Annotated in this window: 11 protein-coding genes; 2 read left to right on the forward strand and 9 right to left on the reverse strand. The window is 67.2% G+C overall.

Annotated features, from left to right (window positions below; translation table 11 throughout):
- Positions 1 to 18: 18 nt before the first annotated feature.
- Genes paoC through paoA form a run of 3 tightly spaced genes read right to left on the reverse strand, consistent with a single transcriptional unit; the run spans position 19 to position 3,828 of the window.
- Positions 19 to 2,220, reverse strand: coding sequence for an aldehyde oxidoreductase molybdenum-binding subunit PaoC (paoC, locus tag AB3147_RS23120; protein WP_367353071.1), 2,202 nt, complete (start codon positions 2,218 to 2,220; stop codon positions 19 to 21).
- A gap of 4 nt (positions 2,221 to 2,224) precedes the next feature.
- A complete protein-coding gene (locus tag AB3147_RS23125) occupies positions 2,225 to 3,175 on the reverse strand; it encodes an FAD binding domain-containing protein (RefSeq protein ID WP_367353072.1) in 951 nt (316 codons plus the stop codon).
- Positions 3,172 to 3,828, reverse strand: coding sequence for an aldehyde dehydrogenase iron-sulfur subunit PaoA (gene paoA / locus AB3147_RS23130; protein ID WP_217467835.1), 657 nt, complete (start codon positions 3,826 to 3,828; stop codon positions 3,172 to 3,174). The genes AB3147_RS23125 and paoA overlap by 4 nt, the downstream gene beginning before the upstream one ends.
- Before the next feature lie 186 nt (positions 3,829 to 4,014).
- On the opposite strand from paoA, the gene AB3147_RS23135 reads away from it, so the two are divergent.
- Positions 4,015 to 4,683 carry a nucleotidyltransferase family protein gene (locus tag AB3147_RS23135; RefSeq protein WP_367353073.1) on the forward strand — a complete coding sequence of 223 codons (669 nt, stop codon included), beginning with the start codon at positions 4,015 to 4,017 and terminating at the stop codon, positions 4,681 to 4,683.
- Here AB3147_RS23135 and AB3147_RS23140 read toward each other — a convergent pair.
- The 4 genes from AB3147_RS23140 to AB3147_RS23155 are packed head-to-tail and all read right to left on the reverse strand — an operon-like array spanning position 4,680 to position 10,791.
- Positions 4,680 to 5,855, reverse strand: a complete 1,176-nt coding sequence (locus tag AB3147_RS23140) for a hybrid sensor histidine kinase/response regulator (protein WP_367353074.1) — start codon at positions 5,853 to 5,855, stop codon at positions 4,680 to 4,682. The two genes, AB3147_RS23135 and AB3147_RS23140, sit on opposite strands and share 4 nt — an antisense overlap.
- A 20-nt stretch (positions 5,856 to 5,875) precedes the next feature.
- Positions 5,876 to 6,463, reverse strand: coding sequence for a chemotaxis protein CheB (locus AB3147_RS23145; RefSeq protein WP_367353075.1), 588 nt, complete (start codon positions 6,461 to 6,463; stop codon positions 5,876 to 5,878).
- A 23-nt stretch (positions 6,464 to 6,486) separates the two neighbouring features.
- The gene (locus AB3147_RS23150; protein WP_239214727.1) at positions 6,487 to 7,326 is read right to left on the reverse strand and encodes a CheR family methyltransferase; all 840 of its coding nucleotides are present in this window, start codon (positions 7,324 to 7,326) and stop codon (positions 6,487 to 6,489) included.
- A 33-nt stretch (positions 7,327 to 7,359) separates the two neighbouring features.
- Positions 7,360 to 10,791: a response regulator gene (locus tag AB3147_RS23155; protein ID WP_367353076.1), complete on the reverse strand. Its 3,432-nt coding sequence runs from the start codon at positions 10,789 to 10,791 to the stop codon at positions 7,360 to 7,362.
- A 318-nt stretch (positions 10,792 to 11,109) separates the two neighbouring features.
- Between AB3147_RS23155 and AB3147_RS23160 the strand changes: the two genes are divergently transcribed.
- Positions 11,110 to 11,553, forward strand: coding sequence for a response regulator (locus tag AB3147_RS23160; RefSeq protein ID WP_254594188.1), 444 nt, complete (start codon positions 11,110 to 11,112; stop codon positions 11,551 to 11,553).
- A 118-nt stretch (positions 11,554 to 11,671) separates the two neighbouring features.
- On the opposite strand, the gene AB3147_RS23165 is transcribed toward AB3147_RS23160, so the two are convergent.
- Together AB3147_RS23165 and AB3147_RS23170 are read right to left on the reverse strand one after the other, a co-directional pair.
- Entirely contained in the window at positions 11,672 to 12,451 is a 780-nt protein-coding gene (locus tag AB3147_RS23165; protein WP_367353077.1) for a 1,6-dihydroxycyclohexa-2,4-diene-1-carboxylate dehydrogenase, read from the reverse strand.
- Positions 12,452 to 12,463: 12 nt separating this feature from the next.
- Positions 12,464 to 13,807 (reverse strand): MFS transporter, encoded by a 1,344-nt coding sequence (locus AB3147_RS23170; RefSeq protein ID WP_437340376.1) that lies wholly within the window; start codon positions 13,805 to 13,807, stop codon positions 12,464 to 12,466.
- Between the last annotated feature and the right edge of the window lie 34 nt (positions 13,808 to 13,841).

The following is a 13,841-nucleotide window of genomic DNA, read 5'->3' on the forward strand; positions in this document are numbered from 1 at the left end:
GCGCACGGCGGCAACGCATCACGCATCAGACGGCATCTGCGCCAACAGCTTGTCCAGTGTCACGGGATAATCCCGCACGCGCACGCCGGTCGCGTTGTACACCGCATTGGCAATCGCCGCCGCCACGCCGCACAGGCCCAGTTCTCCGACACCCTTGGCCTTCATTGGCGATGACACCGGATCGTCTTCGTCCAGAAAGATGACCTCCTGGCGCGGAATGTCGGCATGGACGGGGACCTCGTAGCTTGCCAGGTCGTGATTCACGAAGAATCCCGCGCGATGGTCAACCGCCAGCTCCTCCATCAATGCCGCGCCCACGCCCATGGTCATCGCGCCGATGACCTGGCTGCGCGCCGTTTTGGGATTGAGGATGCGGCCTGCGGCGCAGACCGCCAGCATGCGGCGCACGCGGGTCTCGCCGGTGGCGGCGTCCACGGCCACTTCCACGAAGTGCGCGCCGAACGTGGACTGCTGGAATTTCTTGTCCAGGTCGCCGAACTCGATGGCGTCTTCACCAATGAGCTCGCCGCCCGACACCGCGCGCGTCAGGGGCGCGCTGCGTCCGCTGGCATCCGTGACCGCGCCGTTGGCGAATACCGCGCCCTGCGCGTCGAATCCCAATCGCTCCACGATCAGCGTCCGTAGTTTTTCGCAGGCGGCATACACGCCCGCCGTGGAACTGTTCGCGCCCCACTGCCCGCCCGAGCCTGCGGATACGGGAAAGGCCGAATCGCCTAGCCGCACCACCACGCGGGACAGCGGCACGCCCAGCATCTCGGCGGCGGTCTGCGCAATGATGGTGTAGCTGCCCGTTCCGATGTCGGTCATGTCGGTCTCAACGATGACGCGCCCCGCCGCGTCCAGCCGCACGCGCGCGGCCGACTTGGTCACCAGGTTGTTGCGAAAGGCGCTGGCCACGCCCAGCCCGATGAGCCAACGTCCTTCGCGCCGCGCGCCGGGCTTGGGATCGCGCTTATCCCAGCCGAAATGCCGGGCGCCCGTCTGCAGGCATTCGACGAAACGCCGCTGTGAAAAAGGCCGCGACGGATCGGTGGGATCCACCTGCGTATCGTTGAGCACGCGAAATTGCACGGGGTCCATGTCCAGCGCCTGCGCCATCTCGTCGATGGCAATTTCCAGCGCCATCATGCCGGGCGCCTCGCCGGGTGCGCGCATCGCGTTGCCTTCGGGCAGATCCAGCGTCATCAGGTTCAGCGCGGTGCGCTGGTTGGCGCCGGCATACAGCAGCTTGGTCTGCTGCACGGCCTCTTCGGGCTGGCCGTCCGGCAGGTCGCCAGACCAGCTCTCGTGCGAGATCGCCGTCAGCTTGCCGTCGCGCCCCGCGCCCAGCCGGATGCGCTGGATCGTGGCGGGCCGGTGCGTCGTGTTGTTGATGATCAGCGGACGCGGCAGCGCCACCTTGACCGGCCTGCCGGCCGCTCGGGCGCCCAGCGCCGCCAGCAAGGCGTCCGCCCGCACGAACAGCTTGCCGCCGAAGCCGCCGCCGATGTAGGGCGAGATCAGGCGCACATTCTCCTTGGGAATGCCCAGCGTCCGGGCCACATCGGACCGCCCCCAGGCGATCATCTGGTTGGACGTCCATATCGTGAGCTTGTCGCCTTTCCAGACTGCAAGCGAGGCGTGCGGTTCCATCATCGCGTGCGATTGGTCGGGCGTGGTGTAGGTGTGATCGACCGTGACCGGCGCCGCGGCGAACGCAGCGTCGAAGTCGCCCGCGTCCGTCTTCGGGATGTGCTTTGCGGCGTCGCCGTGGTCCCGCTTCTGCGCAGCCAGGTCGAAGGCGCCCTCGCGCCGGACGTACTGTACGCGAATCAGTTTGGCGGCCGCGCGGGCCTGCTCGAACGTATTGGCCACCACCAACGCAATCGCCTGGTGATAGTGCTGGATGTCCGGACCGCCCAGCAGCGTGGCCGTGTTCATCTTGCCCTTGCCCAGCTTGCCGGCATTCTGCGCGGTCACGATGGCCAGTACACCCGGCGCCCGGCTCGCAAGCTCGGTATCGATGGCCGTGATGGCGCCCTTGGCAATCCCCGCGCCCACCACGTAGCCGACCGCGGGATTCGGCGCGATGTCGTGGTGCTCGTACGCGTAAGGGGCCTGGCCGCTGGTCTTGAGCGGTCCATCGATGCGATCGACGGGCTGGCCCACGACCTTGAGCTGATCGATCGGGTTCTGTGTCGCGGGAGTATCGAATTTCATGAGTTCACGCCCTCGCTTCCATCAAGACCGAACCGAGCGCGCGGCGCGCCAGCGTCAGCTTGAAACCGTTATCCGGCGTCGGCCTGGCGCCGGACAGCAGCGCGTCGCTCACGCGCGCCGCGCCGTCCGGCATATACGCTTCTGCCGCTTCGCTGCGCCAGGGCTGCGGCGCCACGCCGCCCAGCGCCACCCTGCCGGTGCCATCGTCCTGCACGACGGCGGCCACCGCCACCAGCGCGAAGGCGAACGACGCGCGATCGCGCACCTTGCGGTAGAGGTGTTTGCCGCCCAACGGTTTGGGCAGCACCACCGCGGTGATCAGTTCGCCAGCCGCCAGATGGGTCTCGATATGCGGCGTGCCATCCGGCGGGCGATAGAAATCGGCGATGGGAATCACCCGCCGCGTGGCGTCGGGACGCACCGTCTCGATCTTCGCGTCCAGGAGGCGCATGGCCACAGCCATGTCGCTGGGATGCGTGGCGATGCAGGCGTCGCTGGCGCCGATCACCGCCAACTGGCGCGACACGCCGCCGATTGCGGAACAGCCGCTGCCGGGCACGCGCTTGTTGCAGGGTTGGTTGGTGTCGTAGAAATACGGGCAGCGCGTGCGTTGCAGCAGATTGCCGGCGGTCGTGGCGCGGTTGCGGATCTGTCCCGACGCGCCAGCCAGCAGCGCGCGCGCCAGCACCGCGTAATCACGCCGCACCACGTCGTGGGCGGCAAGGTCCGCATTGCGCACCACGGCGCCGATGCGCAGCCCGCCATCGTCCGTGGGTTCGATGCGGTCCAGACCCAGGCCGTTGACATCGACCAGGTGGACGGGCGTTTCGACTTCAATCTTCATCAGGTCCAGCAGATTGGTGCCGCCTGCAATGAACCGCGTGCGCGGCTCGCGTGCCGCGCTGGCAGCAGCTTCGGCATCGGTGCCGGGACGCTCGTACGTGAACGATCTCATGCCTTGCCCTCCGCGACGTCTTCGATGGCGTCCAGGATGTTGGAATACGCCCCACAACGGCAGATGTTGCCGCTCATGCGTTCGCGGATCTCCTCGGGTGTCAGCAACGGGCGCTCGGTCAACGAGCCGGTGACATGGCTGGGCATCCCGCTTGCGGCCTCGTCCAGCATGCCGACCGCGGAGCAGATCTGCCCCGGCGTGCAGTAACCGCACTGGTAACCGTCATGCTTGACGAACGCGGCCTGCAGCGGATGCAGCGCGCCCGGCGTGCCCAACCCTTCGATGGTCGTGATCTGCTGGCCGTCGTGCATGACGGCCAGTGTCAGACAGGCATTGATGCGCCTGCCATCCAGCAGCACCGTACAGGCGCCGCACTGGCCATGATCGCAGCCCTTCTTGGTGCCGGTCATGTGCAGGTGCTCGCGCAGCGCGTCCAGCAGGCTGGTGCGCACATCCAGCGCCAATTCATGCGTGCGGCCGTTCACCTGCAGCGTGACCGTGGTGGTCAGGTTGTGCGCCGGCGCGGCGCTTTGGGCTGCGGACATGGTTGTTGTCCCGAGTGCGGTGGCTGAAGCGGCGCCCGCCTTGAGCAGGTTGCGCCGCGAAATCTTGATATCGATGGAATTTTCCAAGGCTGGAACTCCTTTGAGCATTCGGCGGGCCGCAGCTCGCCATCAGCGCGCGCTATCAGCAAACCGTGTTCCTGGCGGCGCCGCCCACGGCACGCCGGGTGCCGCGCTGCGGCGCGCGGGAAAACGGGGCGAATTTCCCGATAAGATCGTCGTCAATCGATGATAGCGACGGGAACCGCCCGGCCGCCACGCCCGTTTGACAAGAAAATGTTCGATCTCGAAACCAATCCGGACAGCCCCGCGCGCATTCGCTGCGTGGGCATCCTGCTAGCTGCCGGACACGGCCGGCGCTTTGCCAGCGCGGCCGCCGGCCAGGACAAGCTGCTGGCGCGCCTTGCAGACGGCACACCTGTCGTCATGGCGGCCGCGTCGTCCCTGCTGGCCGCGGCGGCCGGCGTCGTGGCGGTCGTCCGCGCGGGCAACGACCGCGTCGCGGCACTCCTGGCGCAAGCCGGATGCGAGGTGGTCACGATCGGCCCTTACGCCGATGGCACGAACGGTGGCATGGGCGACAGTCTGGCCGCCGCCGCTCGGCACGTCATGCGCATTGCAAGCCCGGACGTGCAATCCTGCCTTGTTGCGCTTGGCGACATGCCCTGGATCCGCGCGGATACCTTCCTGCGCGTTGCAGAAGCGGCAAGGGAGCATCCCATCGTCGCGCCGGCATGGCAGGGCCAGCGCGGCCACCCGGTCGCGTTTCAGCGATCGATCTGGCCGGCGCTTGCGGCGCTGGCGGGGGATGTGGGCGCACGTTCCGTATTGGCCCGTCATGGTGTGACCGAGCTGGCGGTCGATGATGCAGGCGTATGCGCCGATGTGGATACACCGGATGACCTGTCCACCGCTGACTGCGGTGGACAGTCTGCGCAGCCCTAGGCGGGCGTCGCGTCGCCGCGCGGCCGCGCGATCACCGCCGCGCCGGCCGACGCCGCCCGCCGCGGCAGGGCCACGCGGAAACTCGTCACGTCGTCGCGCGAGTCCGCGCTGATGCAGCCGCCATGCGACACCACGATCTGCTGCGCAATGAAAAGGCCCAAGCCCAGTCCGTGGTGCCCGCCGGGCCGCCGCGCGCCGCTGCGGAACGGGTTGAAGAGATGGGGCAGCAGCTCCGGCGGAATGGTGCCGCCATTCGAAACGGTGACGACCACCTCGTTGGCGTCCTCGCCATTGACCTCGACCCGCACCGGGGCAGTCTTGCTGCCATGGTGCAAGGCGTTGCCAACCAGATTGGTGATCACCTGCGAAATGCGCTGGCCGTCCCATGCGCCGGCCGCGTCGCCACGGCAGTGCGACGCCACCTGGCGATCGGGAAAGCCCGTGCGCACCTCGTCCAGCGTGCGCTCGACCAGCGCCCCCATGTTCAGTTCCGAGGGCGCCAGCGTCAGCCCGCCCGCCTGGCGAATGCGCGTCACATCCAGCAGGTCTTCGATCAGGCACGACATGCGCTCACTGCTTTGCAGCATGCGCCGCGCCAGGCTCGACACACGTTCATCGTCGCCCTGGCGCTGCAGCACGGTGGCGCCCATGATGATGGCCTGCAAGGGCGTGCGCAGATCGTGGCTCAGCACGGCCATGAACATTTCGTTGACCCGCAGCGCTTCGGTGCGCTCTTCGAGTTGCTGCGCCAGTGCACGCTTGCGCTCGTGCAATTCGAAGAACACGTTGGCCTTCGTGCGCAGCATGTACGGGTCGACGGGCTTGTACAGAAAGTCCACCGCGCCGCTCTCGTAGCCGCGAAACTGCCAGTTCTGTTCGCGCGAGCCCGCGGTGATGAAGATCAGCGGAATGTGGCGCGTGCGCTCGCTGCCGCGGATCAGCTCGGCCAGTTCAAAGCCGTTCATGTCGGGCATCTGCACGTCCAGCAGGGCCAGTGCAACGTCGCCGTGGCGCAGCAGCAGTTCCAGCGCCTGCGGGCCGGACTGGGCCTTCAGCACCTCGACACGGTCGCTGGCCAGCAGCGCCTCGAGCGCAATCAGATTCTCCGGAACGTCGTCGACCAGCAGGCACTTGATGCGGTCGTCGCGGGATGGGGCTGATGTCGGGATCATGGTGTCAATGCGTTTGGGTTTCAGGGCAGCCGCCTTGTGGGCAACTGCGCGAACACGGCGGCAATCTCGTCGGGCGTCAGCGCCCTTGCCGCCGGAACCAGCGCCAGGGCGGCGTCGGGCATCGTGGGTACCGCTGCCGACGCCGGCGCCTGCACCAGCGCGTGGCCGCCGGCGGCATGGATGGCGGCCAGGCCTTCGGCCCCATCCTCATTCGCGCCGGACAGCAGCACGCCAAGCAGCCGCTCGCCATAGCAATCGGCGGCGGACTGGAACAGCACGTCGATGGACGGCCGTGAAAAATGCACCGGCGGGTCGATCGACAGCGCCAGGCGCGGCCCCCGGTCCACCAGCAGGTGGTAGCCGGGCGGCCCGAAATACACGTGCCCAGGCTGTATCGGTTGCTGGTCCTGCGCTTCCTGCACGGGCAAGGCGCAGCGATAGCTGAAGATGTCGCTCAACAGGCTACGGCGGTCGGACGGCAGGTGCAGGACCACGATCACGCTCGCCTGAAGGCCTGCGGGTAGCGCCGGCAGCAGAACGCTCAGGGCGTCGATGGCGCCCGACGAGCCGCCGATGACGATTGCGTCCCAGGCGTCCGAAGCGTCCACGGACAGATCCGGCCCGCGCGTGGTCACAGCTCGGCCCTTTTACGGTAGATGCGGTCGGCCATCACGAATTCGTCAAAGCCGTCGGCCTGCGCCGTGAATCGCACCGACTCCTTGGACCCCAGGCCCAGGAATCCGCGATGAACCAGTGCATCGTGAAACAGGCCCAGCGCCCGGTCCTGCAGATCGCGCTCGAAGTAGATGAGCACGTTGCGGCACGACACCAGATGCACTTCTGCAAACACACTGTCGGTCGACAGGCTGTGATCGGAGAACACCATGTGCTCGCGCAGCGTCTTGTCGAACACCACGCGGCCGTACCGCGCGGTGTAGTAGTGCGACAGCGAGTTGCGCCCGCCGGCCTGCGCATGGTTGGCCGTGAACGCCGCTGCGCGCTCCAGGTCGAACACGCCCTGCTCGGCCGCGCGCAGTGCGTGCGGATTGATGTCGGTGGCGTAGATCAGCGCGCGGTCCAGCAGCCCTTCCTCGTGCAGCAGGATCGCCAGCGAATAGACTTCCTCGCCCGTGCTGCACCCGGCCACCCACACCTTGATCGAGGGATAGGTGCGCAGGATCGGCACCACCTCGTTGCGCAGCGCCAGGAAATAACTGGGGTCACGGAACATGTCGCTGACCTGCACCGTCAGGTACTGCAACAAGCCGGTGAACACGGCGGGCTCGTGCAGCACGCGGTCCTGAAGCTGCGACAGCGTCTTGCAGTCGAACTCGCCCAGCGCGGTGCGCAGGCGGCGTTTCAGCGAGGCCTGCGCATACTCCCGGAAGTCGTAGTGGTAGCGGTGATAGATCGCATCGAGCAGCAATCGCTGCTCGATGTCTTCGATGTTCGCCTTGTTTTGATTAGGCATGGGCGTGATCGCTGTGTCGTGGCCGGGTCGGGCTTACTTGCGCATCCAGACGCGCACCAGCGACAGCAGGCGCTCGACGTCCAGCGGCTTGGCGATGTAGTCGTTGGCGCCGGCGGCCAGGCATTTTTCCTGGTCGTCCTTCATGGCCTTGGCCGTCAGGGCAATGATGGGCAGACGGCGCCACTCGGGCCGCGCGCGGATCTCGCGCATGGCCGTATAGCCGTCCATCTCCGGCATCATGATGTCCATCAGCACAAGATCCACCGCACGGTGGCCGTTGACGCCGGCGCGGCCCAGCGCATCCAGCGCCTCGCGACCGTTACGCGCAATCTCGACGTGCAGGCCGGTGGGTTCCAGGATGCTGGACAGCGCAAACACGTTGCGCACGTCGTCTTCCACCACCAGCACCGTGCGGCCTTCCAGCGTCGTGTCGCGGCTGCGCGCCAGCTCCAGCATCTGGCGCTGCTGCGGCGGCAACTCGGCTTCCACCTGGTGCAGGAACAGCGTCACTTCGTCCAGCAGGCGCTCGGGCGAACGCGCGTCCTTGATGATGATCGACTTGGAGAAGCGGCGCAGCTGCTGCTCTTCGTCGCGTGACAGCGCGCGGCCGGTGTACACGATCACGGGCGGGAACGACACGCTTTCCTGCTCGGCCATTTCGCGCAGGAGTTCGTAGCCGCTCATGTCGGGCAGATTCAGGTCCATCACCACGCAGTCATAGGTGGTGTCGCGCAGCAGCGCCAGCGCGTCGCCGGCATTGGCCGCCAGCACGATCTCGACGTCGTCGCGCGCCAGCAGTTCGCGCACGCTGTCGCGTTGGCGGTCATCGTCCTCGACGACCAGCACGCGCCGCACGTTCTGCGTGAACTTGGCTTCCAGGCGGTGCAGCGCGTGAACCAGTTCCTCGCGCTTGACCGGCTTGAGCGCATAACCCACCGCCCCGCGCACCAGCGCCTCTTGCGCGTAATCGGCCACCGACACGATGTGCACCGGAATGTGGCGGGTGTTCGGGTTGCGCTTGAGCTGATCCAGCACGCCCAGACCGGAAAAGTCGGGCAGGTTGACGTCCAGCACGATGGCATCGGGGCGCCGCTGCGACGCCAGCGCCAGGCCTTCCGTCGCGGTGTGCGCGGCCAGGCAGCCAAACCCCATCTCGTGCGCCAGATCGGCCAGGATGCCCGCAAAGCGTTCGTCGTCCTCGATGACGAGGATGGTTCGGGCAAAGGTCTCGTCCGGCTCCTGCTCAAGTGGCTCGGCTGACTGGGCCAGCGCCGCCGGTTGGGCAGGCTCGGTGCGCGCGGCGGGCGGGGCGGCGATGGCGCCAGCCGGGCCTGCCAGCGTGGTAGGCGCCTCGGCACCCTCGCGCGGCGCCGGGGCGGTCGACACGACCAGCATGTTCATCGGCAGCAGCAGCGTGAACACGCTGCCCTGCCCCGGTGTGCTGACCAGCGACAGCGAGCCGCCCAGCAGCTTGGCCAGATCCCGCGAAATCGACAGACCCAGCCCCGTGCCGCCATGCTTGCGGTGCGTGCTGCCATCGGCTTGGCGGAAGGCCTCGAAAATCAGTTCGTGCTGGTCGGGAGCCACGCCAATACCGGTGTCGTGCACCGCAAACGACAGCATCCGGCCCGGCGCCCGCGTGACGCGCAGCGCGACGAACCCCTGCTCGGTGAACTTGATGGCGTTGGACAGCAGGTTCTTGAGCACCTGGCCCAGCCGCTGCGGATCGGTCCGCAGGGTGTCCGGCACGTCGCGCGCAATGTCCAGCTCCAGCGCCAGGCCCTTTTCTTGTGCCAGCGGCCGCAGCGGTTCCAGCAGCCGCTGCAGCGCCGGGGTGACGGCGACGTCTTCGATCTCGACCGTCGCCTGGCCCGCCTCGATCTTGGCCAAGTCCAGGATGTCGTTGATCAACGCCAGCAGATCGCGACCGGCAGCGTGGATGGTATGCGCGTACTTGACCTGCTCGGCCGACAGGTTGCCCGTCTTGTTGTCGGACAGCAGCTTGGCCAGGATCAGCGTGGAATTGAGCGGCGTGCGCAGCTCGTGGCTCATGTTGGCCAGGAACTCGCTCTTGTATTGGCTGGCCTGCGTCAAGAGACGGGCCTTGTCGGTCAGCGCGCTCTGCACCCGCAGCAACTGCTCGGTCTGCGATTCCAGATTGAGGTTGGTCTGCTCCAGCTCGGTCTGCTGCAGTTCCATGCGCGCCTGCGATTCCTGCAGGATGCGGCTCTGCTGCTCCAGTTCCTCGTTGCTGACACGCAGTTCTTCCTGCTGGGTCTGCAGCTCTTCGGACTGGCGCTGCGTTTCCGCCAGCAGCGATTCCAGCCGCGACCGATCCATGCCGGCCCGGATCGCGGACGCCAGCATTTCCGACGCGCCTTCCAGCAGGCTGCGTTCGCCCTCGCTGACCGGATGGTTGAAGCCCAGCTCGATCACGGCGTACACGCGCTCGTATTGCATGGCGGGTGCGATCACCAGTTCGACCGGATTCGAGCGGCCCGTGGCGGACGAGACTTCGAGGTGGCCGGCGGGCACGTTGCGCACGTGCAGCAGCTTGCGCGACACGGCCGCCTGACCGACCAGGCCCTGCGCCGTGGAAATCTTCTGGGGCAGCCTTTCCGGCGGCACCGCATAGCCGCCGAACAGCTCGAGGTCGTCACCGTTGACCACATAACCCGCGCCGACGCTGGCGTTCAGGTATTCGGCCAGATAGTCCAGGGCGCGCCGGCCGATCTCGTCCAGCCGCTGGTCGCCCCGCAGCCGCATGCTCAGACCCGACAGGCCCGTCGTCACCCAGGCCTGGCGCGCCTTGACGCGATACTCGCGGATGGTCATGAGCGCCGAGGCAAAGATCAGGACCAGCAGCACCAGGGCGCCGCCCCAGGAATAGTAGGTGGAAATCGTAGCCGCATCGCTCCAGGCGTCGCGCTCCTGCTCGACCCGGCGCATCTGTGACGTATAGAGGTCGCCGACGAGATCGCGCAGCCGGTCCATCGCCTCCTTGCCCGAATCGGTCCGCACCACCGCCAGCGCGCCTTCGACGTCGCCCGCTCGGCGCATCTCGACGGTGTTGTTCAACTCGGTAAGCTTTTGCTTCGTGATGCCCGCGATGTCATTGGCAATCCGGCGCTGCGTGGCGTCCTGTTGCGAGAACTCCTGCACGACGGCCAGGCGCTGCTCGATGAGCGGCACCGAGCGCACATAAGGTTCCAGATAGGCCGGGTCGCCCGTCAGCAGGTAACCCCTTTGGCCGATCTCGGCGTCTTTCAGGGCCGAATTGAACAGGCTGAGCTGACGCAGCGACTCGGTCGCGCGGTCCATCGACTGGACGGCACGCGCGCGGGTGTCCGCCGAGCGTACGTTGACGAAGGCGATGACCAGCGTAGCCAGTGCGGCCAGGATGAAACCGGCCATCAAAGTGCGGGGAAAGGCCAGGCGACTGGCCGGCTGCGGCGATTTCAGCATGAGATCGATTTACCAATTCAGGGAAAGCGCGCGGATTGCGCTAAGGCAGAGTGCGAAGAATTATAGGGACGGAGAAGCCCGCAGACCATCCTGCGCACTGGCGAACTATACAGGTATGTGCGCAGCTGGGTTGCGTATGGATACAACTACTACACCAACGCGGCCCTGCCATGCCCTAGGATTCGGCTTCCCGATCTGCCGGCCGCCTTTCCGTGCGCCTGCCGCCTTTGCTGGCACGCCCCCGCCCACCCCGCCTGAACCTGGGGACAGCCGGCCGCGCAGACAACCGAATTCCTGCCCCCCGTGGCACCGAAAAAAATGACGAAGATTCTTTTGGTGGACGACCAACCCACGTTGGTCGCCCTGATGAGCGAGTTCCTGACCAGCGAAGGCTATGACGTCACGACGCATACCGACGGCCTGACCGCGCTGCAGCAGATGATCGCCCTGCGCCCCGACCTGGTCATCACCGATCTGTCCATGCCCGGCATGGACGGCGCCGCCCTCCTGACCGCCATGCGGGACAACGCCTATCTGCATGAAACGCCGGTGCTGGTGCTGAGCGGCCGGCCGGAACACGAGATCCTGGAAGCGTGCGCGGGCCGCGCGATGCTGATGCGTAAACCGGCCAGCCCGGACGACGTGCTGAAAGCCGTTCGCGGCCTGATCCACGAACGCCAGCCGCAGCCGCGCCAGCGCACCGGCCCATTTTCCGGCTCCCTAAGCCGCATCGGCGCCGCGCCGCTCGCGCGCGCCGCATAGACGCTGCGAGCCCCCGTCGAGGGGCGGCCGCAAACAGAAAAGGCCGCTGCCATGAGCCAGCGGCCTTTCGTTTTGCGAGAACGGGGGGCTCAGTGGGTGTCTGTCACCCCTCGCCTCCTCACCCCACATGCCCTCCAGCCACATACATCACCTGCCCCGTGATGTACGACGCCTCCGGCGCCGCCATGAAGCAGATCGCTGACGCGACCTCTTCCATGCTGCCCATGCGATGCATGGGCGTGCCGGCCAGGCAGTCCGTGTACATCTCGCCCTGCCAGATGCGGTCCTGATCCGAGGGGACTTCGGTGTTGCGCGGAATGGCGCGCACGCCGTTGTCCAGGGCGCCCGGCGCCACGCAATTGACGCGCACGCCGGATTCGGCCAGTTCGAGCGCCATGCAGACGGTGGCCGCGTGAACGCCGCCCTTGGATGCCGAATACGGCACGCGGTAGATGCCGCGCGTGGCGTTTGAGCCGACGTTGACGATGGCGCCCCGGCCTTGCTTTTTCATTACCGGGATCACCTCGCGGCACGACCACAGCGTCGGCCAGAGCGAACGGGTGACCTCCCGCTGCATCTCGTCCGGCGTGTACTCCCAGAACGGTTTCATCCAGATCGTGCCGCCCACGTTGTGCACGGACACGTCGATTCGGCCGTGCGTGTCCAGCGTGTACTGCACCATCCGCTGTGCACCGGCGTGGGTTTCGAGGTCGGCGTCGATGAACGACGCCTGTCCGCCCTCCTCGCGGATCTCGCGGGCCACGGCCTCGCCCAGTTCGGCGGCGCGGTCGACCAGCACGACCGCAGCGCCTTCGGCAGCCAGACGTTTGGCGGTGGCGCGTCCGACGCCCTGGGCCGCGCCGGTGACCAGCGCGATCTGATTTTCAAAGCGATTCATGCAAGCTCCCGGTCAATGTGCGCGCGACAGCTCGCCCGGCACGGGTTGCGACGACTTGTTGTCCACAGCCAGCACGGCGAGCAGCGCCCCCGCCAGCGGAACCGCCAGCACCATGAAGAAGCCCGACGGGCCGAACCAGCCGAGGAAGCTGCCGCCGATGGCCGAGCCGATGATGGCGCCGGCGCGGCCCACGCCGATGGACCAGCCCGTCGCCGTGGCGCGCAGTGCGGTCGGATACGCGCCGATCACCAGGTAGTTCAGCGCCAGCTGCTGGCCGCCGATGCCCAGGCCCGCCGCGCCGATCAGGATGAACACGAGCGTCCAGTCCGTTCCCGCGTAGCCCAGTCCCAGCGACACCGCGATGCCCAGCGCGAACATGGCGATCAGCAGCGTGCGGGTCGACACGCGCGGCATCAGGTACGACAGCGGGAAGGCGCACACGATGAACACGAGATTCACGGTGAACGTGCCCATCGGCGCCTGGTCGGCCGGCAGACCCGCGGCCTTCAGCACCGTAGGCAGCCACGACAGCAGCATGAACCACGCCACCCAGTTCAGCAGATACACGGACCAGATCGCCAGCGTCTTGCGGGCATAACCGTCGGTGAACAGCGCCTTGACGCTGGCGCGGATGGTCGCGTCTTCCGGCACCGTGAACCGCACGCCGGCCGGCAGCGGCTGGCGCGAGATCTTCGCGAGGATGCGAGCGACATACCCCTGGCCCGCCGTGTCACCGCGCATCGCCTTGAATTGCAGGGACTCGGGCAGAAGCACCATCAGCGCCGCCAACAGCAACAGCGGCGCGACGCCGCCCACGATGAAGATGCCTTGCCATCCGATCACGGGCAGCATGCGCGCGGCCAACAGGCCGCCCAGCATGGCGCCCGCGGGCAGACCCAGCAGCACGCCGGTGATCACCACGCCGCGATGGCGCGCCGGCGCGTATTCCGCCGCCAGCGCCAGCACGATGGGCGTGCAGCCGCCCATGCCCAGCCCGGCGATGAACCGGAGAGCCAGAATCTGCCACGTCTCCGTGGCGGCGGCCGTCAACAGCGTCGCCAGCCCGAAGACGGCCACACCGATCAGCGCGGCGGGACGGCGGCCGATACGGTCGCCCACCAGGCCCAACGTCATGGCGCCCACCGTCATGCCGACGATGCCGGCGGTCAGGATCGGCGCCAGTTCGCCGGCCTGCAGCTTGAATGCCGTCAGGATCGCGGGCCCGGTGAACGCCATTGCCTGCGTGTCGAAGCCATCAAACAAAGCGATCAGAAAGCACAGGATCAGGACGCGCCATTGAAAGGCGCCCATCCGTTCCTGATCGATCAGGCTCGGAATGGAGATTGTTGAGGCCATGAGAGTCTCCCCGGGCTCGTGCGGAGCCCGTTAT

The organism is Achromobacter animicus, assembly GCF_040775605.1.
In the GTDB taxonomy this organism is placed as follows: Bacteria; Pseudomonadota; Gammaproteobacteria; order Burkholderiales; family Burkholderiaceae_B; genus Achromobacter; species Achromobacter animicus.